Source organism: Hydrogenophaga sp. (assembly GCF_018780385.1).
Lineage (GTDB): Bacteria > Pseudomonadota > Gammaproteobacteria > Burkholderiales > Burkholderiaceae_C > Hydrogenophaga.
In genome coordinates this window covers 14,073-37,144 of sequence record NZ_JADMJO010000161.1, presented here as the reverse complement: position 1 = coordinate 37,144, position 23,072 = coordinate 14,073, and the positions used below count along the sequence as shown (strand labels likewise).

25 protein-coding genes are annotated in these 23,072 nt (G+C 62.6%); 6 read left to right on the top strand and 19 right to left on the bottom strand.

The window, feature by feature from the left end:
* Positions 1-137: 137 nt before the first annotated feature.
* From IV113_RS26190 to IV113_RS26180, 3 genes are read right to left on the bottom strand one after another with little or no spacing between them, the layout of a single operon-like run.
* Positions 138-1,544: an MmgE/PrpD family protein gene (locus IV113_RS26190; RefSeq protein WP_291091376.1), complete on the bottom strand. Its 1,407-nt coding sequence runs from the start codon at positions 1,542-1,544 to the stop codon at positions 138-140.
* A gap of 7 nt (positions 1,545-1,551) precedes the next feature.
* Positions 1,552-2,313: an enoyl-CoA hydratase-related protein gene (locus IV113_RS26185; protein ID WP_056272141.1), complete on the bottom strand. Its 762-nt coding sequence runs from the start codon at positions 2,311-2,313 to the stop codon at positions 1,552-1,554.
* A gap of 30 nt (positions 2,314-2,343) precedes the next feature.
* Positions 2,344-3,219, bottom strand: coding sequence for an IclR family transcriptional regulator (locus tag IV113_RS26180; protein ID WP_235501286.1), 876 nt, complete (start codon positions 3,217-3,219; stop codon positions 2,344-2,346).
* 143 nt (positions 3,220-3,362) lie between these two features.
* Between IV113_RS26180 and IV113_RS26175 the strand changes: the two genes are divergently transcribed.
* Together IV113_RS26175 and IV113_RS26170 are read left to right on the top strand one after the other, a co-directional pair.
* Complete coding sequence (locus IV113_RS26175) at positions 3,363-4,610, top strand: CoA transferase (protein ID WP_069047275.1); 1,248 nt, start codon at positions 3,363-3,365, stop codon at positions 4,608-4,610.
* A gap of 107 nt (positions 4,611-4,717) precedes the next feature.
* A complete protein-coding gene (locus IV113_RS26170; protein ID WP_256926968.1) occupies positions 4,718-4,843 on the top strand; it encodes a hypothetical protein in 126 nt (41 codons plus the stop codon).
* A gap of 325 nt (positions 4,844-5,168) precedes the next feature.
* Here the strand turns inward: IV113_RS26170 and IV113_RS26165 are convergent, their stop codons facing one another.
* Genes IV113_RS26165 through IV113_RS26150 form a run of 4 tightly spaced genes read right to left on the bottom strand, consistent with a single transcriptional unit; the run spans position 5,169 to position 9,272 of the window.
* Positions 5,169-6,140 (bottom strand): PDR/VanB family oxidoreductase, encoded by a 972-nt coding sequence (locus tag IV113_RS26165; protein WP_086124705.1) that lies wholly within the window; start codon positions 6,138-6,140, stop codon positions 5,169-5,171.
* Positions 6,141-6,184: 44 nt separating this feature from the next.
* The gene (locus tag IV113_RS26160) at positions 6,185-6,964 is read right to left on the bottom strand and encodes an SDR family NAD(P)-dependent oxidoreductase (protein ID WP_056272130.1); all 780 of its coding nucleotides are present in this window, start codon (positions 6,962-6,964) and stop codon (positions 6,185-6,187) included.
* Positions 6,965-6,970: 6 nt separating this feature from the next.
* On the bottom strand, positions 6,971-7,951 hold the full coding sequence (locus IV113_RS26155; protein ID WP_291091367.1) for a tripartite tricarboxylate transporter substrate binding protein: 981 nt from the start codon (positions 7,949-7,951) through the stop codon (positions 6,971-6,973).
* A 46-nt stretch (positions 7,952-7,997) separates the two neighbouring features.
* A complete protein-coding gene (locus IV113_RS26150; protein ID WP_056272119.1) occupies positions 7,998-9,272 on the bottom strand; it encodes an aromatic ring-hydroxylating dioxygenase subunit alpha in 1,275 nt (424 codons plus the stop codon).
* A gap of 152 nt (positions 9,273-9,424) precedes the next feature.
* Here IV113_RS26150 and IV113_RS26145 point away from each other — a divergent pair, with 152 nt between their 5' ends.
* Complete coding sequence (locus IV113_RS26145; RefSeq protein ID WP_069047273.1) at positions 9,425-10,174, top strand: IclR family transcriptional regulator; 750 nt, start codon at positions 9,425-9,427, stop codon at positions 10,172-10,174.
* A gap of 36 nt (positions 10,175-10,210) precedes the next feature.
* On the opposite strand, the gene IV113_RS26140 is transcribed toward IV113_RS26145, so the two are convergent.
* The 10 genes from IV113_RS26140 to IV113_RS26095 form a co-directional block, all read right to left on the bottom strand.
* Positions 10,211-10,924: an ABC transporter ATP-binding protein gene (locus IV113_RS26140; RefSeq protein ID WP_291091382.1), complete on the bottom strand. Its 714-nt coding sequence runs from the start codon at positions 10,922-10,924 to the stop codon at positions 10,211-10,213.
* An 8-nt stretch (positions 10,925-10,932) separates the two neighbouring features.
* Positions 10,933-11,694, bottom strand: coding sequence for an ABC transporter ATP-binding protein (locus IV113_RS26135; protein ID WP_291091365.1), 762 nt, complete (start codon positions 11,692-11,694; stop codon positions 10,933-10,935).
* A complete protein-coding gene (locus IV113_RS26130) occupies positions 11,691-12,683 on the bottom strand; it encodes a branched-chain amino acid ABC transporter permease (protein WP_291091363.1) in 993 nt (330 codons plus the stop codon). Before IV113_RS26130 ends, IV113_RS26135 begins: the two co-directional genes overlap by 4 nt.
* Positions 12,680-13,543, bottom strand: a complete 864-nt coding sequence (locus IV113_RS26125; RefSeq protein WP_291091361.1) for a branched-chain amino acid ABC transporter permease — start codon at positions 13,541-13,543, stop codon at positions 12,680-12,682. Before IV113_RS26125 ends, IV113_RS26130 begins: the two co-directional genes overlap by 4 nt.
* An 87-nt stretch (positions 13,544-13,630) precedes the next feature.
* On the bottom strand, positions 13,631-14,818 hold the full coding sequence (locus tag IV113_RS26120; protein ID WP_291091360.1) for an ABC transporter substrate-binding protein: 1,188 nt from the start codon (positions 14,816-14,818) through the stop codon (positions 13,631-13,633).
* Positions 14,819-14,852: 34 nt separating this feature from the next.
* Positions 14,853-15,887 carry an aromatic ring-hydroxylating dioxygenase subunit alpha gene (locus tag IV113_RS26115; RefSeq protein WP_291091358.1) on the bottom strand — a complete coding sequence of 345 codons (1,035 nt, stop codon included), beginning with the start codon at positions 15,885-15,887 and terminating at the stop codon, positions 14,853-14,855.
* Positions 15,888-15,935: 48 nt separating this feature from the next.
* Entirely contained in the window at positions 15,936-17,402 is a 1,467-nt protein-coding gene (locus IV113_RS26110; protein ID WP_291091356.1) for an aldehyde dehydrogenase family protein, read from the bottom strand.
* Between the two features lie 8 nt (positions 17,403-17,410).
* The gene (locus tag IV113_RS26105) at positions 17,411-18,193 is read right to left on the bottom strand and encodes an SDR family oxidoreductase (protein ID WP_159604284.1); all 783 of its coding nucleotides are present in this window, start codon (positions 18,191-18,193) and stop codon (positions 17,411-17,413) included.
* A gap of 9 nt (positions 18,194-18,202) precedes the next feature.
* Positions 18,203-19,315 (bottom strand): TRAP transporter substrate-binding protein, encoded by a 1,113-nt coding sequence (locus IV113_RS26100; protein WP_291091352.1) that lies wholly within the window; start codon positions 19,313-19,315, stop codon positions 18,203-18,205.
* 340 nt (positions 19,316-19,655) lie between these two features.
* Positions 19,656-20,411 carry an IclR family transcriptional regulator gene (locus IV113_RS26095; RefSeq protein WP_291091350.1) on the bottom strand — a complete coding sequence of 252 codons (756 nt, stop codon included), beginning with the start codon at positions 20,409-20,411 and terminating at the stop codon, positions 19,656-19,658.
* A 279-nt stretch (positions 20,412-20,690) separates the two neighbouring features.
* On the opposite strand from IV113_RS26095, the gene IV113_RS26090 reads away from it, so the two are divergent.
* From IV113_RS26090 to IV113_RS26080, 3 genes are all read left to right on the top strand, one after another.
* Positions 20,691-20,948 carry an enoyl-CoA hydratase-related protein gene (locus IV113_RS26090; RefSeq protein ID WP_291091348.1) on the top strand — a complete coding sequence of 86 codons (258 nt, stop codon included), beginning with the start codon at positions 20,691-20,693 and terminating at the stop codon, positions 20,946-20,948.
* A 23-nt stretch (positions 20,949-20,971) separates the two neighbouring features.
* Positions 20,972-21,934 (top strand): tripartite tricarboxylate transporter substrate binding protein, encoded by a 963-nt coding sequence (locus IV113_RS26085; protein ID WP_291091346.1) that lies wholly within the window; start codon positions 20,972-20,974, stop codon positions 21,932-21,934.
* Between the two features lie 67 nt (positions 21,935-22,001).
* Positions 22,002-22,142, top strand: a complete 141-nt coding sequence (locus tag IV113_RS26080) for a hypothetical protein (RefSeq protein WP_291091345.1) — start codon at positions 22,002-22,004, stop codon at positions 22,140-22,142.
* Positions 22,143-22,251: 109 nt separating this feature from the next.
* On the opposite strand, the gene IV113_RS26075 is transcribed toward IV113_RS26080, so the two are convergent.
* On the bottom strand, positions 22,252-22,548 hold the full coding sequence (locus IV113_RS26075) for a hypothetical protein (protein WP_291091343.1): 297 nt from the start codon (positions 22,546-22,548) through the stop codon (positions 22,252-22,254).
* Positions 22,549-22,722: 174 nt separating this feature from the next.
* Complete coding sequence (locus IV113_RS26070) at positions 22,723-22,905, bottom strand: helix-turn-helix domain-containing protein (RefSeq protein WP_291091342.1); 183 nt, start codon at positions 22,903-22,905, stop codon at positions 22,723-22,725.
* Positions 22,906-23,072 lie beyond the last annotated feature (167 nt).

Here is a 23,072-nt window from a genome sequence, read left to right as displayed (position 1 = left end):
TCACCCGAAAGTCCAGTGTTTATGCGGGCTCCGGGGATTCTTCAGGGACGACTACTTGCTTCGCCTCAAATGTCCATAAGGTATCAGCACCGCGCAACTGAGCCAACAGTGTTTACGCGGGGAATTTCAACAGCCTGTTAGGGCCGATCAGAGCACGCTTGGCGAGCCAGCATGCCTGCCAGCGGCGAGAGGTCGGTCAGTTCGTCGAGCCGTGCCACCAGGTCTATCAGCTCGTCGCACTCGTCAGGTATGAGCACAGACTTGACCAGCCGGCGAAACTTTTCCTCCAGGCGCTGCTGCTGCTCCAGCAGGTCGCTGGCTGGGCGCCCACTGTCGTAGCGTTGGCGCAGCACTGTGCCGCTCTGAGTCTCGATCACCACCTCGCTGAGGGTGAGGTCCGGGCATTGAGGTGCGAGCAAAACCTGCACCCGATCACGCAGCGCCACCACCTCGGGCGCGTATACGGCTTCGTCACTGAACGCGTCCAATCCGGCGGTGTCGACCCCGGCCAGCGCCATCGCCACCGTGTGACGGAGACTGAACTTGGCCTCCAGCCCGGTGCGCGGCTCCGCGATGTTGCATACACCCTCGCAGGCGGAACTGGCACGCACCGTCACGCGGCACACGTCATCAACCCGCAGTGCGTGTTGCAGGCGCAAGTGGCTCGCGGCCTCAATGGCGGCATGTGTGCCATAACAGGCGGCGTGGAACTTGAACAGGTTGTGGCGCAGATGCCAGCCGCCGTTCGGCGTGGCCACCGCAGCTCCCAGCGACGCGGTACCACCGTGCGTGGCGATGAGGCCTTGCGGACACTCAATCGCATCGGCACGGCTGGTGAAGCCGCGCGCGGCCAACTGGGCCGCCTGCAGGCCGTCGGCACTGGCCCGCCCGGCATGCAAGGGTTTGCACATGGTGCCGAACATCGATTTCAGCCCAGCCGCCGTGGTGCTGGCGATGCCCAGCGCGGTCGCGGTGTCGTCGGCATCGAGTTGCAGCAAGCGTGCGCAGGCGGCGGCCGCACCGAGCGTGCCTAGCGTGGCTGTGGTGTGGAAGCCGTTGGAATACTGTGCGTCGCCGCACACCAACCCCAACTGGCACATGGTTTCGTAGCCGGCGGCGAAGGCCGTCATGAAGTCGCGTCCGCTGGCGCCGCGCGATTCGGCCAGGGCGAGCAAGGCCGGGATCAGGACCACCGAGGGGTGGCCGGTGCAGGCCATGTTGACGTCGTCATAGTCGAGTGCGTGCGAGGCCGAGCCATTGATCAATGCCGCCTGCCGGCTGGAGGTCGTCATGGCGTGCCCGACGACGGTGGCCTGGGCATGCCCACCCTGTTCACGGGCTTCTTCGGCCAGCATGTGAACCAGTGGCTCGCACGCGCCAGCCAGCGTCACCCCGATCCAGTCGAGCAGGCATTGCCGGACCCGCAGGCGCACGTCCTCCGGGAGATCGGTGTAGCACAGGTCAGCGCAGCGCGCGGCCAGTTCCCGCGTGATGTCAGCGATTTGGATAGCGGACGACGGTGCGGGTTTTCTGGTTGTGGTCATGCTCATTTCAGTGCCCCTTCCAGACCGGTTTGCGCTTTTCCCGGAAAGATTGCGGGCCTTCCAGGGCATCTTCACTGAGGTAGACGGCATCAAACGCTCGGTTGGAGGCGCGCAGCGCGGCGGTGCGGCCCATCTCGGTGGACAGGCGCACCATTTCTTTGGCCGCGCGCACCGTCAGTGGCGCATTGGCCATGAGCCGGGTCGCCAGCTCTTTGGCCCCTTGCAATGCTTGCCCCTTGGGCATCAGGCGGTTGATGTAGCCGAGTTCGTAGGCGCGCTGCGCTGTCAGCGGGTCGCCGGTCATCGCGACTTCCATCAGAATGCGCTGCGGCAGCATGTGGATGACCGGCGAGGCCCACGGCATGCCGCGCCCGACCTTGGCCTCCGTGATGGCGAATTTGGCGGTTTCGTCGGCCACGCACAGGTCGCACATCTGCGAGAGCAGCCAACCGCCTGCATAGGCATAGCCCTGCACGGCAGCGATGACGGGCTTGGTGACCTCGATGTTGTCGCCGAGCACGGCGATGAAGCCCGCTGGCGGGATGCGCAGTTGAGTGTCTGCGGCTTCCACCAGGTCCATGCCGGCGCAGAAATTGTCACCGGCGCCGGTGAGGATGGCCACCTGCGCCTGCCCGTCAGCTTCGAAGCGGCGCCAGACCTCAAAAAAGCCTTCGCGCACGGCGCGATTCAGCGCATTGCGGCGCTCGGGCCGGTTGATGGTGATGACGGCAATGCCGTCGTTCACTTCGTAAAGCAGTTCATTGTTCATGGGGGTGTCTCCTTTTGAAGTTTGTGCCTGTTACCGCGAGCGGCGGGTCTGGGGCATTGGTCTGGCTTGATTCGTTGCCACCTCACGCGATTCCGGTCCCGCACGGTAGCCGAGTGCCCCCGAGATGCTTGCGGCGAGTTCCATCACCAGGTGCTGCAGCGCATCGGCGACGGCGCGACCGCGCTCGATCGGCGCGGCGATGATCAGCGCTGCGTTCACGCGCCCGTCAGGTTCGAAGATCGGGGCCGAAAAGCCGGCAACGTCAGGTGTCACTTCTCCGAATGTGACCGCCACCCCTCTCACCCGGGCTTCCTCGATGATCCGCGCCAGTTGCGCCGGGTCGGTGACCGAGTGCTCGGTCATGGCCCGCAGATCGGCCCGGCGCAGGTAGTCACGCCGCCATGCCTCTTCCTGGAACGCGAGCAGCACGCGCCCGGCGGACGAGGCAAACAGCGGCCGTGTCGTGCCGACTGGCACGGCGTATCGAATCGTCCGGGTGCTCTCGAAGATCGGGTTGTAGACGAGCCGATCTGCGGTGCGGTCGATTCTGGCGATCAGGGCGGTCTCGCCGGATCGCGCCACTGCCTCCCGCAGGAAGGGCAGGGCCACAACGTCGAGCGAGCGGGCCGACACCAGAGATGCCCCTAGTGAGAACGCCTCGGGGCCCAGTTCATACAGGTCATTGCTGCGCTGCAGGTAGCCATGCGCCGTGAGGCCGCGCAACAGCGAGAGTACGCTGGTTTTTGGTGCATTCAACGCCAAGCACAACGGGGTCAGGGCCAAGCCAGCAGGGCGGTCGGCCAGTATCCGCAGCAGCCGCAGCACGCGGGTCACGGCCATGGGAGAAGCCTCCGCGCGGGTATTGATGCCTGTGCATTCGCGCAAGCTGGCCGTGGGCATGTTCATAGAATCGAAGCCTCCTTGTGTTCTGATATGGGAACATTTGTTTGGTAATCAGAATATCGTTAGGATGGACGGCCGTCAATCCGGTTTTTCCTCAGCACTCGGCGCTGAGGCAGCCTGGCATCGAGAAATCAGAGGAGACACAGATGACAAGCCAACACAAGCAGGCAGCACCCGCCGGGCCACTCGAGGGCGTGCGGGTGATCGACCTCAGCGCGGTGCTGATGGGGCCCTACGCCACCCAGATCTTTGGCGACCATGGCGCGGACGTGATCAAGATTGAATCCCCTGAGGGCGACTCGACACGCTGGATCGGCCCCGGACGCCATCCCGGCATGGGTCCGCTGTTCCTGCACCTGAACCGCAACAAGCGCAGCGTGGCGCTTGACCTCAAATCGCCGGAGGGCGCGGCTGCGATGCGGCGCCTGATCGAAGGCGCCGATGTCTTCGTGCACAACCTCCGCCCGGCCTCCATCGCCCGGCTCGGGCTGGACTACGAGAGCATCTCGATGATCAATCCACGCATCATCTGGTGCGGCGTGTACGGTTACGGCGAGGACGGTCCCTACGCCGGCCGCCCGGCCTATGACGACCTGATCCAGGGCGCGGTCGGCATCGCCGCCTTACAGCAGCAAAGCGGGGCGAGCGAGCCGCGCTACGTGCCGCTGACGATTGCCGACCGCATGGTCGGCCTGCATGCAGCGCACAGCGTGGCCATGGCGCTGTACGGGCGCGAGCGCAACGGACGCGGCTGCCGCATCGATGTGCCGATGTTCGAAACCATGGCCAGCGTGGTGCTTTCGGACCACCTATATGGGCGCACCTTCGAGCCGCCCAGTGGTGACGCTGGCTACGTGCGGCTGTTGTCGCCCGGGCGCCGGCCATACGAAACCAGCGACGGCTACATCTGCGCGCTGGTATACAACGACGGCCACTGGCAGCGTTTTCTGCATGCCATCGAGCGCGACGATTTGCGGGTCGATCCGCGCTTCGCCGACTTGGCCAGCCGCACCCGCCACATTGACGAGGTGTACGGCTTTCTGGGCCAGACGCTATGCGTGCAAAGCACCGCGCACTGGTTGGAGCTGTTCGAAGACATCGACGTGCCGGCGGTGCCTCTGAACACCGTCGAATCACTGTTGGATGACCCACACTTGGCGGCGGTGGGCTTCTTCCGTCAGGTCGAGCACCCGAGCGAAGGAGCGATGCGTACCTTTGGCGCGCCAGCGCGCTGGGTGGGTTACGACGTCAGCAAGCTGGCGCCCGCGCCGCGATTGGGGGAGCACACCGAATCGGTGCTGCGCGAATGCGGCTTTGATGCAGTTGCGCTGGCGTCCTTGCTGGTTGGTGGCGCAGCGGTTCCACTCCTCGCCGATGCGGAGGTGTCAGAATGAGGCTTCCGGCATCAAACGCGACTCGACTGGTCAGCGCGTTGGGCCCCAATTCCGTGGATGGGCAAATGCAAGGATAGCGTTGATGAAGCGGGCTGGAAGATGCTTTTTTGACCATTGATGACCCTGCCCGTATCGCGTTCATCGACATCCACCCCGACCAGAAGGCGCTCAACGCGGTGCAGTTCTCGTGCAACGCCCACGCCTACTACGCCAGTCTGGGTGTGCGCATCTAGCTCCCGCTCATCGACAACGGAGCGGCCTTCCGCTTAAGAGACTTCGCACAGGCCTGCCAAGATTTGGGTATTTGTGACCGAATACCAGCTCGTGGCGGTCCCAAACCAGCGGCAAGGTCGAGCGCTTCATCCAGTCGGATCTGAGCGAATGGGTCTATGGCTTCGCTTACCAGAACTCCAGCGAGCACACCGCTGCGTCGGACCATTGGAATCACCACTACAACTGGCACCTTGGAGTTGGAGTTGGAGTTGACCCGATTTCGTGACCTGCTCGGCGGTGTGTTCAAACCGGCCAAGCGCGCAACCTATCCAAACAACACCGGTCTTAGAGATCCAGTACCAACAAATTGGAACGACAACCCGACACACAGATCATCATCGACTTGTTGGCTGCTCGCTCTTGCTGTGTCAGGATGCTGTCCCGGTGATCCACCTCGCCAGCCAGAACTTTGGTTTCGCAGGCACCGCAGATCCCCTCCTTGCAGCTGTAGCTAGGAATGATGCCCGCATCCATCATGGCGTCGAGAATGGTCGAACCAGCCGGCACTTGAATGATCCTCTGACTCCGGCGCAGTTCTACGGTGCAGCCATTGGCGTTGAAGGGCGGCGTCCCCACAGGTTCCACGGCGGCGAACCGTTCCAGATGCACGTGGGTGTATCCCAGACCGTCGCAAGCCTTCTGGAACGCGTCCAGCATGGGGCCGGGGCCGCAGCCATAGAAATGGGTATCGGCCGGATACGCTGCCAGCAGTGTTGGCAGGTCGGGAGACGCACCGACTTCGTCATCGAAGTGGTACCGCACTTTGAGCTGGCCTGACTCCATCGATTCCAGCACTTGCAAGAACGCAGCATCCCGGCGGGAACGAGCGAAATAGAGCAGCTCGGCAGATCGACCCAGCGAAGCCAGTCGATTGAGCATGCACAGCATAGGTGTGATGCCGATGCCACCTGCAACCAGCACGGAGTGCTGAGCACGTTCTTCCAGCGGAAAATTGTTGCGAGGCACCGAGATGTCCAGAACATCGCCCACGCGAACCTTCTCGTGGACATACTTCGACCCCCCACGGCTCTGACGATCCTTGAGAACGCCCACCACGTAGCGTTGCTTATCGGTGATCGGGTTCATCAGCGAGTAGCTGCGAACCAAGCCGTTTCCCAGATGAAGGTCGATATGTGAGCCAGCGGCATGAGGTGGGAAGACAGTGTCTGGTGTGGCTGGCCTAAATTCGACACTAACAACGCCGGGGGCTTCAAGCCTCATGTTGTAGACAAGTGCAGAAAGCTTGGATGTTGACATTGCGGAGTTCTAGACAAGAACCTTGGGGAACATGTCCCCAATAGCTACATGATGTGCAAGCCACCGTCGACCATCAGCGTGGTCCCGGTGATGAAGGAGGCCTCGCTGGACGCTAGCCACACGATGGGCCAGGCAATCTCTTCCGGCGAGGCCCAGCGCCCGATCAGCGAAGTATCCTTGCGCTCGGTCCTGAGCTGCTCGACGCTCTTGCCCGAGCCCTGCGCGCGGCCGACGTGAAAATCCGTCAGCGTGGAACCGGGGCACACCGCGTTGGCGCGCACGCCGTGCGACGACTCCTCAAACGCGAGGCTGCGCGTGTAGGCCAGTTGCGCGGCCTTGGTCGCGTCGTACAGCGCCATGCCCTTGCGGCCGGTGACCGCGTAACACGACGAGACGTTGACGATGCTGCCCGCGCCCGATTGCCGCAGCGCCGGCAAGGCCGCGGCGCAGTAGTTGGACATGCCCACCAGGTTCACGCCCACCATGGCCTGCCACTCGGCGGGCGTGGCGTCGGCGGCGGCCGAGTAGTTGCGCATGGCGGCGTTGTTTACCAGGATGTCCAGGCCACCGAGCTGCGCGTTGCATTGCTGCACGGCGGCGCGCGCGGCGACCTCGTCGGCCACGTTGGCCGCCACGCACAGCACGCGCGCGCCGGGCAGGGCCTGCACGATGGCTTGGCGGGTGCGCTCCAGCGCCTGGGCGTCGGCATCCACCAGCAGCACGGCCGCGCCTTCGCGACAGAACAGCGTGGCCGCCGCGGCGCCAATGCCGGCACCGCCGCCCGTGATCAGCGCGGTCTTCTCAGCGAGTCGGGGTGCGCTCATGTCGGCTCACTCCGCCTTGGCGCCGGTGTCCTTGATGACCTTGCCCCAGCGCACGATCTCGGTGCCGATCCAGTCGCTGAACTGCTTGGGCGAGCTCGCGACGATTTCGAACTCCATCTCGTGCAGGCGCTTCTGGATGTCGGGCGAGTTGAGAATGCGCACCATCTCCTCGTGGTAGCGGTTGATGATGGCCGGCGGCGTGCCGGCCGGCGCGAGCAGACCGATCCACGAGGTGGCCTCGAAGTCCTTCAGCCCCGACTCGCTGAGAGTCGGGATGTCCGGTGTACTCGGAAAACGTTTCGGGCCGGTGGAGGCCAGCAGCTTGAGACGCCCCTCCTTCACGAAGCCCTGCACGTTGCCGGGCACGAAGAAGCCGGCCTGGATGTTGCCCGCGATCAGATCGGCCACGGCTGGCCCGGCGCCGCGGTAGGGAATGTGCGTCATGCGGAAGTTCGCCCCCGACTTCATCATTTCCATGGTGAGGTGCGAGGCGCTGCCCATGGCCACCGAGCCGTAGGCATACTTGGTCGGGTTGGCCCTGGCCTTGGCGATGAAGTCCTTCACATCGGTGATGCCGGTGGCCGGGTTCACCACCAGGTATTGCGGCGACTTCACCGCCAGCGTGATGGGCGCGAGATCCTTGGTAGGGTCGTACGGCATCTTGTCGAACAGGGTGACGTTGATCGCCAGCGGCCCGTTGTAGCCGATCAGCAGGGTGTGGCCGTCCGGCGCGGCGCGGCTCACCTCGTATGCACCGATGTTGCCCCCCGCACCAGGTTTGTTCTCGACCACAAATGGCTGGCCGAGCGCCTCCTGCAGCTTCGGCCCGATCAGGCGAGCGAGCACGTCGTTGGTGCTGCCGACGATGGGCACGATGATGCGCACCGGCTTGCTGGGCTTCCAGTCGGACGCGCCTTGCGCCCAGGCGGCAGTGGCCGCGCAGGCCCCGAGCGCGACAGCCGCCGCGAGTTTCAGGTGGGTTTTCATAGGTGTCTCCGGTGCTGTCTGTCGTGGGGTGGAAAAGTGAAGTCGCTCAAAGGCTGAAGACCGGTTTTTTCGTCGCGTCGGCGAGCTGCTCGCGTGCCCACGCAACGGGGTCCTGTTCCTTGGGCAGCAGCACTCCGGCGGGGCGCACGTGCTGTGCGCTTGGGTCCAGCGCGGGCGGGGTCTGGCCATCTGCCAAGCCGAGCGCGGCCTCATGCAACATGCGGCGCGCCATCACGATAGCCTTGTCAGTGGGCAGTAGCTTTTCGGCCTCGTGATTCTGGATCGTGCCCATGCTTTCCTGCAGCGAATAGTCCTGCGCGGAGAAGCCGAACACGCCGCTGTAAGAGCGGTCTTCGCGTTGCGCCACGCGGTCCATGCAGTAGTCGTTGTCGCGGTTTTGCTTGGGGATGAAGCTGCCGGGCGCTTCGTATTCGACATGAATGCCCTTACCTTCTTCCATCGCGGTGCGTTCTTCGTCGGTGAGGGGATGGGCAGGCTGCCAGTTGATGCTCCAAGCCCAGCAGCTATGGTCGTCGATCGGCACCCACACATGCCCGCCCAGCGCATGCTCGCCAAACGGCGCGATCAGCGTGAACCAGGGGAACAGCCACTGCGTGATGCGCCAGTAATACGAATCGGGTTCGCCGTTGCGGCGGCCGAACAGACTCAGGCCGAAGGGCGTCTGCTCGATCTCGAACTTCACGTTGCCGTCGGCCTTGATGTAGTCCAGCGCCTTCACTCCCTGGTGCATCGGGTCGGTATCCACCTCGTAGCGGTGCACGTAAGAGACGTGTGCGGTGTCGATGCCGCCTTCCATGGCCTGCAGCCAGTTGCTGTACTGCAGGCGCTTGGAGACATACACATGTTCGGGCGGCAGCGTGCACCACTCCAGCTCGGGCGGTGCGGGCTGCTGATCGGCCGGGCCCATGTAGGTCCACACGATGCCACCGCGCTCCACGCAAGGGTAGCCCTTTATGTGCATGCGCGCGCAAGCCTGAGGCGCGGACGGCACGTCCACACATTGCCCCATGCCGTCGAACTTCACGCCGTGGTAGGCGCAGCGGATGCCGTTGTGCTCGTTGCGGCCGAAGTACAGCGACACGCCTCGGTGCGAGCAGAATTCGCCGATCAGGCAAGCCTTGCCATCGCTATTGCGAAAGGCGAGCAGCTTCTCGCCCAGCAGTTGCACGCGCACCTGCGGCCCGTCGGCTTCGGGGATTTCGCTCGATGCCAGTGCCGGCACCCAGTAGCGGCGCATCAGGTTGCCCATGCGCGTGCCGGGACCGACGCGGGTGAGCGCTTCAGACATTTCCTTGTTCATAGACAGGTCTCCAAAATTGATCGGCATGTCCACTGCATGACATTACAGTCCATTTTACGGACCGATTGAGCTCTGTCAAGTTTTGAATAGTCAGTCCATCAAGTGGACTGGTGGGCGGGTACCATGATAGAAGTGCAACCTTGGGTGGAGTTATGGGACCAACTGAAAAACCGGGCGAGAGTGTCCGGGCCGTGGACAGAGCGCTGGAAATCCTCATGGCGTTCACGGCAACCGACCACCAACTGACAGCGGGTGAGCTGCTCAAGCGGGTAGACCTGAGCCGTCCAACCCTGTACAGGCTGTTGCGCACGCTGGAACACAGCGGGTTCATCGTGTCGTCCGGTGATCCTCAGCGCTTCGAATTAGGTCCCTCGGTGGCGCACCTTGCACACGTGTGGAGCTCCAGTCTTGACATAGCGACCCTGGCGCAACCGATGCTGCGCCGCTTGTGGGACCAGACGGGCGAGACTGTTGCCTTGCTTGTTCACCAGGGCAACAGTCGAATCTGTGTGGCCGAATTGCCCAGCGCACAGCCGCTCAGTTTCAAACGCGGCTTGGGCTATCGGGAAGACGTGACGTTGGGCGCTAGCGGGCGTGCCATCCTTGCCCATGTTCCCACACCCGAAAGCTATCTGAACAAGAGCGGAGAAACCGTCAATGTATCGGCCTATCTCGACAGGCTGCAGCAGATCCGGGAACAGGGGTATGCGATAAGCCGGGACGAATTGATCCAGGGCGCGGTGGCGGTTGCTGTGCCGTTTTTTCTGGGGAACGACAAAGTCATGGGGTCTTTGGCCGTTTTCGGTCCTGGTGTGCGCGTGGACCAAGCGCGTGTCAGCGTATTTGTTACGCTCCTCAAGGAAGAAGCACGGAAACTCTCGCAAGCACTTGGGCAGCGCTAGCTAGCTTCAAGGGGCCGGCCGGGGCGACACTGATTCTCATACACCCAAGTGCTGCTCCAGCAGTTCGGGCTTCGACAAGAGCTCTTCGGAACTGCCTTCAAACACCACCTCGCCCTTGACCAGGATCACGTTGCGGTCGGTGATCTGGGTGACGTGTTTCCAGTTCTTGTCCACGATGATGCTGCTGATGCCGCTTTCGCGGATCAGGCCGCAGATGCGCCAGATCTCGCGTGCGATCAGCGGCGCCAGGCCTTCGGTGGCTTCGTCGAGGATCAGCAGATCGGGATTGGTCATGAGCGCACGGCCGATGGTGAGCATCTGCTGCTCGCCGCCGCTGAGCTGCTGCCCGCCGTGGTTCAGGCGCTCGGCCAGGCGCGGAAAGGTCTCCAGCACGCGCTCGTACGTCCAGTCGCGCTGACCCCTGGTGCCGGCACGCGCCGACATCACCAGGTTTTCGCGCACGCTCAGGTTGCTGAAGATGCCGCGGCCTTCGGGCACGTAGGCCAGGCCCTGGCGGGCGATCTCGAAGGTGGGCGCGCCGGTCATGTCGCGGCCCTTCACCTGCACCTTGCCGCCACTGGGCTTGACGATGCCCATGATGGATTTGAGCAGCGTGGACTTGCCCATGCCGTTGCGGCCCATCAGGCCAATCGTCTGACCCTGGCCGACGGTGAAGTCGATGCCGCGCAGGATGTGGCTGGCGCCGTAGTGGGTGTTCAGGCCCTTGGCCTCAACCAATGCGTTCGTCAAAGCGCTCATCAGTGTTCCTCGCCCAGGTAAGCCGCTTGCACCGACGCATCACCGCGCACCTGAGCCGGCGTGCCGCTGGCGATCACCTGGCCGTTCACCATCACGGTGAGCTGGTCGGCCAGGGTGAACACCGCGTCCATGTCGTGTTCCACCAGCATGATGGCGTGGTGCTTCTTCAGGCGCAGCAGCAGCGCCACCATGCTCTCGGCCTCGGCCTGGCCCATGCCGGCCAGGGGCTCGTCGAGCAGCAGCACGGTGGGTTCGGTGGCCAGGGTCATGGCGATTTCCAGCTGGCGCTGCTCGCCGTGGCTGGTGGTGCCGGCCACCACGTTGGCGCGTGCTGTGAGGCCGGCGAGTTCCAGCGCACGTTCGCAGCGCTGGTTCACCGCACCCATGGCGCTGGCCGATGACACCCAGCGCAGCACGTTCCACGGCGCGTGCCGTTCGCGCGATTGCGCGGCCAGGCGCACGTTGTCCCACACGGTGAAGGGCAGGAAGATGTTGGTCTTCTGGTAGCTGCGGCCCAGGCCCAGGCGCGAGATGCGCTCCGGGCTCTGGCCAGCGGTCTCGACCCCGTTGAGCGTGATGCGGCCCGAGGTGGGCGGCAGGTCGCCCGAGAGCAGGTTGGTCAGGGTGGACTTGCCGGCGCCGTTGGGGCCGATCACGGCGTGGATGCGGTCACGGTGCAGGTCCACCGAGACGTCGTTGACGGCTGCCAGGCCCCCGAAGCGTTTGGTGAGGTTGCGGGCGGAGAGGAGGAGCTCGTTCATGGCGCGCTTCGCTTCTTGGAGAACCGCTCCACCAGGCCCAGCAAACCACGTGGCGCGAACACCACCACCAGCACGATGAACGTGCCCATCAGCAGCTGCCAGTGTTTGGTGAGGTCCTTGAAAAAGTGCATCACGTACTCGAACGCAAAGGCCCCCACGATGGCGCCGGCAAAGTTGCCCATGCCACCGAGGATGACCATCATGATGGCGTGCGCGCTCATGTGAAAACCCATCAGCTCGGGGTTCATGTAGCCGGTCTGGGCCGCCCACAGAAAGCCCGCCACACCGGCCAGCGCACCCGCCAGCGTGAAAGCCGTGAGCTTGTAGCCGAAGGTGCCGTAGCCCACGGCGCGCATGCGGTGCTCGTTCACGCGGATGCCGGCGAGCACGCGTCCGAAAGGCGAGAACAGCAGGCGCCGCAGAAACGCGTAGACCAGCACCAGCAGCAGCAGCGTGAAGTAGTAGAAGGTGGTCTTGTTCTCGAGGTCGATGCCGGTCCAGCCAAACACCGAGGCGGTGGGCCGGAAGTTCACGTACAGGCCGTCTGAGCCGCCCAGCACCTTGTTGTCGAAGAACAGGAAGAACACCATCTGCGCGAACGCCATGGTCACCATGATGAAGTAGATGCCGTGGGTGCGAACCACGAAGAAGCCAATGATGAGCGCCGCCAGGCCCGCACCCAGCGCCGAGGCGGGCAGGGCCCACCAGAGGCTGATGGGCGTATCGGCCGGCGTGAGGAAGGCCAGCGCATAGCCGGCCAGGCCGAAGTAGGCCGCGTGACCCAGCGAGACCAGACCGGTCACGCCCTGTAGCAGGTCGAGGCTCATCGCGAAGATAGCCAGGATCATCATCTGCGAGAGCATCTGCAGGTAGAAGTCGACACCGGTCAGCGGCATGAGCGGGAAGGCCGCGAGCGCGATGGCACCCAGCAGCAGGATCGCCTGGATGCTGCGTGGCAGCTTTTCGAGTTGGGCTTTGGGTGAGCTCATTGTTTGAACAGCCCTTCTGGCTTGTAGAGCAGCACGGCGGCCATCAGCATGTACACCGCCATACCGGCGATCTGCGGCACCAGCACCTTGCCGAAGGTGTCGACCAAGCCGACCAGCAAGGCCGCCACCAGGGCCCCGCGCACCGAACCGATGCCGCCGATGACGACCACCACAAAGCACATGATCAGCACCGAGCTGCCCATGCCGGGGTACACGCTGGAGACGGGCGAGGCGATCATGCCGGCGATGGCAGCGAGCGCCACGCCCAGCGCAAACACCACGCCGTGGATGAGGCGGATGTTGATGCCGAGCGACTCGGTCATTTCGCGGTTGAAGGCACCGGCGCGGATCTTCATGCCCAGGCGGGTCTTGGAAATGAGCAGGTACAGGCCGAGTGCGAGCGCGATGCACACGCCCGACATCACCAGCCGGTAGACCGGGTAGGAGAGGTTCTCGGTCAGCGGGATCGACCAGTTCAGCACCTCGGGCACCTGCACCGCGTGCACGTCGTCGCCCCAGAGGATGGAGCGCACCTCTTCAAAGATGTAGATCAGACCGAAGGTCAGCAGCACCTGGTCGAGGTGGTCGCGGTGGTAGAAGTGCCGGAACAGGGTCCACTCCAGCACCCAGCCCAGCGCCACGGCGATCACCGTGCCCACCACGATGGCGAGCACCAGACTGTCGAACTGGCCCACCAGAAACCAGGCCAGGTAAGCGCCCAGCATGTAGAAGCTGCCGTGCGCCAAGTTGACCACACCCATGATCCCGAAAATCAGCGTGAGGCCCGCGGCCAGCATGAACAGCAACAGGCCGTATTGCAGGCTGTTGAGCAACTGGATGAGGAAGTTGGCGAAATCCATGAGCTAAGGAACAAAAGGACGAAGAAAAGCGGCGGAACATCTTTTGGACGAACTCCGCCGCTGGAGGACAACCGGGGCGCGAAAGACTCAACCCATGCGGCAACCCGTGGCGGGATCGGCCACAGCCTTCTGAGCAATGCCGATCACCTTGTTGTCCTTGTTGACCACCTGGCGCAGGTAGATGTCCTGGATCGGGTTGTGGGCCTTGCTCATGGTCCATTTCCCGCGCGGACTGTCGATGGTGGCGCCTTCCAGCGCTGCGTACAGTGCCGGTTTGTTCGACAAGTCGCCTTTGACTGCGTTGGCACCCTTGACGAGCAGCAAGCCCGCGTCGTATCCCTGAACGGCATACACATCGGGCTGCGCCTTGAACGCCTTTACATAGTCGAGGCGGAACTGCTTGTTGCGCGGGATATCCAGCGAGTCGCTGTAGTGCAGCGTGGTGAGAACGCCCTCGGCAGCTTCGCCTGCTGCATCGAGCACGCCCTCGGTCAGGAAGCCCGAGCCGTACAGTGGGATCGTCTTGTTCAGGCCGGCCGCAGCGTAGTCGCGCAGGAACTTGGCTGCACCGCCACCGGCGAAGAAGCAGGCCACGGCGTCGGGCTTGTAAGACGCAATCTCGGTCAACAGCGACTGAAACTCCACGTTGGGAAAGGGCAGGCCGAGCTTCTTGATGATGGTGCCACCGGCTTCGGTGTAGCTCTTTTCGAAACCCTCAAAGGCCTCGTCGCCTGCGGCGTAGTTCCAGGTGATCCACACCGCCTTCTTGTGGCCTCGGTCGACCATGGCCTTGCCCAAAGCCAGGGTAGGCTGGGCGTTGGTGAAGCTGGTTCGAAACACATTGGGCGCACACTGGGCCCGGGTGGCCACGTGCACGCCGGCATTGGGAATGATGTTGAGAACTCCTGTATCGCGTGCGACCTTGTGAATGCCCATCTGCACGCCCGAGTGCACCGAACCCACCAGCACGTCGACCTTGTCACGCATTACCAGGCGGGTCGCGTTCTCGATGCCCTTGGCCGGATTGGATTCGTCATCGACCTTGAAGAACTCCACCTCGCGGCCACCGAACTTGCCGCCGTTTTGCGCCAGCGCCAGCCGGAAGCCGTTTTCGACGGCGATACCGGGCTGGGCAAAGGTACCTGTGAACGGCAGCATCAGGCCAACCCGCAGATTGCTGGCTTGCGCCTGCGCCCACCGGGGCAACAAAATGCCGCTGGAGGCCGCGCCGATCAGCGCGGCTCCTCGTGTCAAAACAAAGCGCCTTGATTTCATCTGTGTCTCCTGTTGTGGTGGGATCGGGAAAACATCAGGTAGCGGATTTTTCCGCAACCAGCAACCGATCGATGATGCGGCGGGCTTGCACGCCACCGCCATCGATGTTCAGGCTCAGTAGCTTGCGCCCGGCGTTGCGCTCCAGGTTCTGCTGCTGCATCTCCAGCATCTGGAGGTCCTCGGAGAAAACCTTGCTCAGGCTGGTGCGGATCTGCTCGCTCAACGCCTGGTCCTGCGCATTGAAGTTCCTGGCCATGCCCCAGAAGTACCAGGTCGAGGACTCGGTTTCAGGTGTGATGAAGTCGATGACTGTGCTGGAGGCTTTGACCTTGGGGTCTGCATTGAAGCCGCCCTTGCCCGCGTGCGCCACACCCACATCGATCAGCACATGGCTTGGCGGATAGAAGCGGCAGATTTGCCACCGGTCCACTGGAACATCGTCGGCCAGGTTGTTTCCGCGCAAGCCCGCACGCCAGAATGGCGGCGCCATGATGCCCTCCATGTAACGCTCGGTGATGGCGCAGTCTCCATCCATCCGCGTCTTGGGCGGCGACTCATCGATTTCCTTTTGACCAATTGAGTTCGGGTGCAAGTAAGTCTCGTGAGTCAGGTCCATGAGGTTGTCGATCATGAGCCGGTAATCGCATTTGACGTGGTACAGCCCACCGCTGTAGGCCCACTCGGGGTCATCGGCCCAGGCCAGATGGTGGATCTTGGAGGGGTCGGCCTCTTGCGCATCGCCAGGCCAGACCCAGATGAACCCGTAGCGCTCCACTACGGGATACGTCCGCACGGCGGGGAAGCCGCCCACGCGTTGGCATGGCATGGCAACCGTCTTGCCATCGCAACCCATTTCCAGACCGTGGTAGCCACAAACCAGTTTGCCGTTTTCAACCTTGCCCAGCGACAACGGAGCACCGCGGTGGGGGCAAAAGTCTTCGACAGCGGCCACCTTGTTGTCGGGGCCACGGAAAAACACGATGGACTCGCCGCAAATCTTGCGGCCAAGGGGCTTTCCATCGAGTTCGCTGGGCGTAGCGCCTACATACCACGTGTTTTTGGGAAACATGATTCGTTCTCTCCTATAAGTTCTAAGGATTCGGGCAGGCTTGTGGGGTCAGCCCTTGGGTGGCTCAAGCACACCTACGTTCTGATAGATGTGTTTGATCTCGGTGAAATCGATCAACGCGTCAAAGCCGTGGAGACGGCCCAAGCCACTGCGGCGATAGCCGCCGGTCTCCGCTTCAGCGCACAGCTTGTTGTGGTCGTTGATCCAAACAGTGCCGTTGCGCAGCGCTCGAGCGATACGCCAGGCGCGCGCGCCCTGCTCGGTCCAGACACTCGCGGACAAGCCGAACTCGGTGTGATTGGCCCGCGCCACCGCTTCGGTTTCGGTTTCAAACTTTTCCAGCACGACCAAGGGGCCGAAAATCTCCTCTTGGACAAAAGATGCACTGGCATCCCGGTGCGCGACCAAGGTGGGCGAGACAAACCCGCCAAGCCGCAGGTTTCCGCCGAGACGCTGACCGCGCAGGATCACTTCGTCTGCGTCGTCCATCGCCTGCTCGATGCGACGATGCACCAACTCGGTGGTAGAGAGATCGATCAAGGGACCCATCTGGGCGCCCGGGGTATTTCCGGGAGCCACTTTGATTGCCGCCAGAGCATTGGCCAGCGCTTTTTTCATCGCCTCATAGCGCGACGCGTGAACCAACACCCGGCGCGCCGCCGTGCATTGCTGACCAGAGATGACCGTCGCAGCGGCAGCCAGTTGAGGCGCGATGTGGTCGATATCGGCATCTTCAAAAACCAGGCAGCATGACTTGCCACCCAGTTCGAGCGACAGTTTCTTCATAGTGGGAGCAGCGGCGGCCATGATGCGCTGCCCCGTCAGGTTGGAGCCCGTGAAGCTGACCACATCCACCTCTGGCGAGGTGGTGAGCAACTGAGCCACGTCGTGGCCTTGCTCACTCACCAGGTTCACCACACCGGGCGGCAGTCCAGTCACGTCGGCCAGTTCCCTGATCACCGCAGCGGTGATGAGCGCGGACTGCGGTGCAGGCTTGACCACGCAAGTACAGCCAGCGGCCAACGCGGGGGTGATCGACCGGATAAGCAGGATCACGGGAGCGTTCCAAGGGACGATGATGCCGGCGACGCCGGCCGGCTCTTTCAGCATCGTGGAAAACACGCCGGGTTCCACCTCGAGCACGTGGCCTGGTATGTGCCGGGCCAGACCCGCGTAGTAACGGATCTCCGAGATGGCTCCCATCAGCTCACTCCGCGATTGCGCGATCACCTTGCCATTCTCTTGCGTTAGCAGTTGGGCCAGTGCTTCAGCCTTGTGCTCTAGCCGGCTGGCCCATTCGTTCATCACGTTCTGCCGCAGCCGCGGCGACTGGGCCCACGTGGGCTTTTCAAAGGCTCTGCGTGCAGCCGAAATGGCCGCCTCCGCGTCTGCCCGGGTGGCAGCGCTGAAGCAACCGATCTGGCTGCCGTTGGCCGGGTCCAGGCTGGGCACTTCGAGGCCCTGGCTGGCGGGCATCCACCGGCCATCGATCAAGAGTTCTGCTGTGGCGTGCATAGGAGTGCTCAATGTGTGACCGATCCGCCATCAACCACAATCACCTGACCGGTGACAAAGTCACTGTCGGCGCTGGCGAGGTAGATCAAGGTGCCGGTCAGGTCGTCGGGTACCTGATCACGCTTGATGCAGCGGGACGAAACGATGCCTGAAGCGATTGAGCCTTGCCAGTCGGGATTTGCGCTGACATTGGCGCTCAGGGTCAGGCCCGGCGCCAGTGTATTGACGCAGATATTGTCGTTACCCAATTCACGCGCCAGACAGCGCGCCATCGCCACCACGGCGCCCTTGGAGGTGACGTAGTGCAGGAAGAGCGGCGTGCCCTTGAAAACCGTGCCGGAGGCGATGTTGATGATCTTGCCGTAGCGCTGCTGACGCATCACGGGGCTGACCGCTCTGGCGCACTCGAAGGAGCCGCGCACGTTGACGGACATCACCTTGTCCCACTCGGCCGACTCGATCTGCTCGAACGGCTTGAGGGCAAGGTTGCCGAAAATTGCGGCGTTGTTGACCAGCACGTCAATGCGGCCGAACGCCTGAAGTGCGGACCCAACCATCTTCTCCACCGATTCGCGGGACGTCACGTCGGTGTGGACAAACACCGCCCGGCCACCCTTCTCAATGATCTGGTTGACCACCCCGGTGGCGTCCAGCACATCGGCACAGACCACGGAGGCACCTTCTTGAGCCAATGCACGCGCGTATGTCTCTCCGATACCTTGCGCCGCGCCGGTCACGATCGCAACCCGGTTGGCCAGCCGCGGGGTGTTTTCTTTGGGAAGTTGATTCATGGAGTGTCTTTATGCCTTGGTGGTTTTTGTGTGCTTTTCGATCAAGGCCCGGGCTGTTGACAACAGATCGCGACCATCGAAGCCGCGGCTCTCCATGTCCTTGACCCATTCGACCTCTACCTGGCTTGCTGCGCGCCTGAACTCTTGGGCTTCGACCTGCCCGAAGTTATGGGTCACGTTGCCGCGTGCCTCCACCAACTTGCGGGCAGGGTCGTCGCCACCTTGGTGGGTGCGCCCCAAGGATGCAGAAGCGGTCATGCCCGAGTTGGCGTCCAGCACTTTCCGGACATCTGGCGGCAGGGACTCGTACTTCCGTTTGTTTGTTGCCGTCACGAATGTCGTGGTGTAGAGCGCGCCACTTGCTGGATCGAACTGGCTGTGAAACTTCGTCAATTCGTGCACCTTTACGGAGGGAACGACATCCCAAGGGATCACGCAGCCGTCGAGAAGCCCCTTTTGCAGTGCGTCGGGAATCTGGGGCAGCGGCATTCCCACAGGAATGGCGCCGAGGTATCCCAGCATCTTCGTAATTTGTCTGGTTGGGCCCCGCATCTTCATGCCGCGCAAGTCGTCCGGAGCCTTGATGGGGCGGTCGCGGGTGTGGAACATCCCCGGCCCATGAACCTGCACTGCAATGGGATGCACTTCCTTGTATTCGTTGGACGCTTTTGTCTGGATGAACTCCCAGAAAGCCTTGGAAGTAGCCTCGGCGTTGGTCATCATGAACGGCAGGTCAAACACCTCGCTGCAAGGAAAGCGTCCAGGTGAATAGCCGGTCAGTGTCCAAACGATGTCAGCCACGCCATCCCGTGCCTGGTCGTATAGCTGCACAGGCGCACCATCAAGCTGCATCGCGGGGTACGCCTCAAACCGGATGCGCCCATCTGATTCCCGTTGCACCTTGTCCATCCATACCTTGTTCATGCTGACCCATACGTTGGACATGGGAGACATGAAAGTGTGAAACCGCAAAGTGATCGACTGCTGAGCAAAGCCCGTCAGCGAGGGGGCGCCCAAGGCCATCCCTACTGCCAACTGAACGATGGTTCTGCGGTTGATCATTTGGTGAATTGAGGAGAAGGCGTGAGTACCGAGAAAGTAGCAACTGATCCAGGCCGTCATCTGGAGTGTCCATCTGATGAACACATTGTTCATTGTACGGCTACAATCGCTCCGAGAAATCAGGGTAAACACGTAGGACTCCGGGCGGGTGTGCGTGATAAGCGGTCATCAATGCCGCCCGATGTTGTAAAAATGGGTCGACAGGGAAAATCCAGCGCTATCGCCAAATCCACTGCACCGCGACGGGAACAGCAAGGACCCATTTCTCACGCGCGCCACGGCCAAGCACCAGCGCACAGGCAGCGTCAGACTGCCGGATTGGTGTGGGAGCCTGTCGAATGGCCGAGAGAAGCACAGCTTGACTCGGGGCAACGCCCGGGAGCCTGATGGCGGCACTCAGCTAAATGCGCGCCTGTTGTTGTCGTGCCAGGAAGCTGCACGTGGCTACCAGCAAGTTGGCGCACTCGACCACATTGCCTTCGATGCGGTGCCTGGGTCCGGCCACGGCCACGGCCAGCGTTTCGTTGTTGATGGTGAAGAAGGTCGCCACCGCCCACACGTCGCTGACGTTCTCGCCGCGCGTCACGAAGTAGCCGATCCGCCGGCTGTCCAGCACGTCCTGGATCAGCGCATCGTGCTCGATTTTCGTGGCCGAGGTGATGAAGGCCAGCTCCCGCCCTTCCAGCCACGCGCGCAATTCTGACTCCTTGAGGCTGCCCAGCAAGGCCTTGCCGATGGAACTCGAATGCAGCGGCTTGAACTCGCCGGGTTTGGCGGTGTAGCGGATCGCGTGTAGCCCTTCGATCACCTGCAAGTAGATCACCGACTCGCCTTGGCGCTTCCCGAGGATCACGGTCTCACGGGTCGCGTCGCGCAACCGCTCCAGCACCGGCGTGGCGTGTTCGATGAAGGGGTCTTTCGCGAACACGTCGCGCATCACGTCGTACATGCGTTTGGTCGGATAGAGCGCCCGCGGGCGGCTGAGCGTGTACAGGTAGCCGCGCGCCATCAGCGTCGAGACGATGGCGTGGCAGGTGCTCTTGGGAATGCCCAGCGCCTCGGACAGATCGGTCAGCGACATCGGCCGCTGGTTTGTCTGGAACGCCTCAAAGATGTCGATCACGCGCTCGATCGCCGTCACATTCACACCGGTCATGGCGCTTCCTTCCAGGTTGGTCGGGTGGTCGAAATTCGGCCGGTTGAACAAATCGGATCCATCAGCAGGGTTTGTCTCTCGTTGTCCCATTATGTTCAAGATACCGAACGTTCGTTCTTGTCATGGAACTTATCAGTTCTTAGCATCTGCACGTATCAACCTGACGGAGACCAGACAACGTGCAACCAAGCAAGGACATCACCGTGGAGGAGCGTGCCGGCGGTGCCGTGTGGATAGCGATTCTTCGCCGCTGGCGGCGATCTGGTCGAGCTGTCTTCGGTGCGCGACGCGTCCGCGACGATCGACATGGCCGAACAATCGCGTGCCGCGCTCGACGCGGTGCGTACCTGCCCGGTTCCGGTGCTGGCGTATCTGAACGGCGACGCGATCGGTGGTGGCGCCGAACTGGCCCTGGTGTGCGACATGCGAATGCAGGCCAGCCACGCGCGCATCGGCCCTCCAAGGCGCCCTCGTTCTTCGACGCGCCCGTGGCCAGCAGTTCGCAGCGTACTGTGCGAAATCCTGGGCATTGACTGATTCCAAACCAGAAGGAGACAACCGTGCGCAAATTCACCCGACTCATCACCGCGCTGGCGGCCGCAGGCTTTGCTGCCAGCGCTGCCGCTCAGGCTTTTCCCAATCGGCCGGTGCGGCTGATCGTGCCGCAAACGCCGGGCGGCGCTTCCGACACGCTGGCCCGCATCATCGGGCAGAGCCTGAGCGATAAGTGGGGCCAGCCCGTGGTGGTGGAAAACCGCGCCGGGGCTGGCGGCAACATCGGCATGGAAGCGGTCGCTGCCGCATCCCCCGACGGCTACACGCTGCTGATGAGCTACGTCGGCACCCACGCCATCAACGGCGCGCTGTACAAGAACCTGCCGTTCGATCCGGAAAAGGACTTCGCGCCTGTGGCCACGCTGGCCACCTTGCCCTTCGTGATCGTGGTCAAGTCGGACTCGACCTACAAGACCTTGCCCGCCTTGATCGATGCCGCCAAATCTCAGCAACTGACCTTCGGGTCGGCAGGCAACGGTTCTGTCAACCACCTGTTGGGCGAAATGTTCAACGCAGCGGCGGGCGTGAAGCTGACGCATGTGCCCTACAGGGGCGCGGCACCAGCCATGCAAGATCTCATGGGGGGCAGAATCACCACCGTGTTCACCAGCCTGCCTTCGGTGGCGGGGGCCATCAGGGGTGGTAGCCTGTACCCAGTCGCGCTGACCAGCGCCAAGCGGTCGAACACCTTCAATACCATTCCCACCATCGCCGAGTCGGGTTTCAGCGACTTCAATGTCAACCCCTGGTTCGGCCTGTTCGCGCCGGCCAAGGTGTCGGCCGCCGTGGTGAGCAAGATCAACCACGACATCAACGAGATCCTCAAGTCCAAGGACATCAAGGACAAATTTGCTGCGGCAGGCGCCGAACCCTATCCCACCAGCCCCGATGCGTTCGCGGCCGAACTCAAGGCCGACATCGCCAAGTGGGGGCAGGTGGTGAAGTCGTCCGGCGCGAGTATCGACTGATGAGCGCGCAGAATGTATTTGAATACTGCTTTAGATGGGTTGTCCTGCACCAACATGGACTGAACGCTTGAACCGACGCCCCGGTTCCTGGTCGGTGCCGGCCCACCGTGTAGATCTGGTGCTCTCAATCAAGCAGATCGGGGTGCCCCTGGGTGGCGTGATGGCGGGTGCGCTGTGGAGCGTTGCCGGTGGCGCAGCCCCTGCGTGAAGTGCTGGATGCGGATCGCCAACCGGGCCATCGCCTGCGGCTGGCGGCGTTTCAATGGTGCAGATGTGTTTGCTACCTATCTCGTCACTTATCTCCACACCACGCTGAATTACCCCAAATCCGGCAGTTGCCCCATAGTCGGCAAGCCTTGGGCAGGCTTCGGAGGCCCGATTCCCGAAGCGATCCGCTCGCAGATATAGCGCAGCAGCCAAGCCCATCGATCCATGTCCTTGAACTGCTCCGCAGCCGCCTTGAAATGTTGAAAGGCTGCGCCGATATTGACAATCAGCTGTTCGAGCACGATGGCGCGGCCGTGCAGCGGCGTGAGGTACAGCGTGATCTGGTTGGCATGGGTGACGGCCTTGCCCACAGCGGCCAGCAGCGGGCGGCTGGTGATGGCCTCCATGCGGCCCTCGGGGTGTGAGGCCCGGCAGTACCAGCCCCACCAGTTGTAGACCAGCGCACACACCCGGGCCACGGTCTGCCAGCGGTTGATGTCCTGCGTGATGAAGCCGCCCAGTTCCCACTGGTTCTTCAGCTCGTCAAAGACGTTCTCCGCATCGGCCCTGTCACAGTAGAGCTAAGCGATGGACTCAAGCGGATAGCCACGCGCCGTCAGCGTCGAGACGATGGCGTGGCAGGTGCTTCTGGGAATGCCCAGCGCCTCGGACAGATCGGTCAGCGACATCGGCCGGTGGTTTGTCTGGAACGCCTCAAAGATGTCGATCACGCGCTCGATCGCCGTCACATTCACACCGGTCATGGCGCTTCCTTCCAGGTTGGTCGGGTGGTCGAAATTCGGCCGGTTGAACAAATCGGATCCATCAGCAGGGTTTGTCTCTCGTTGTCCCATTATGTTCAAGATACCGAACGTTCGTTCTTGTCATGGAACTTATCAGTTCTTAGCATCTGCACGTATCAACCTGACGG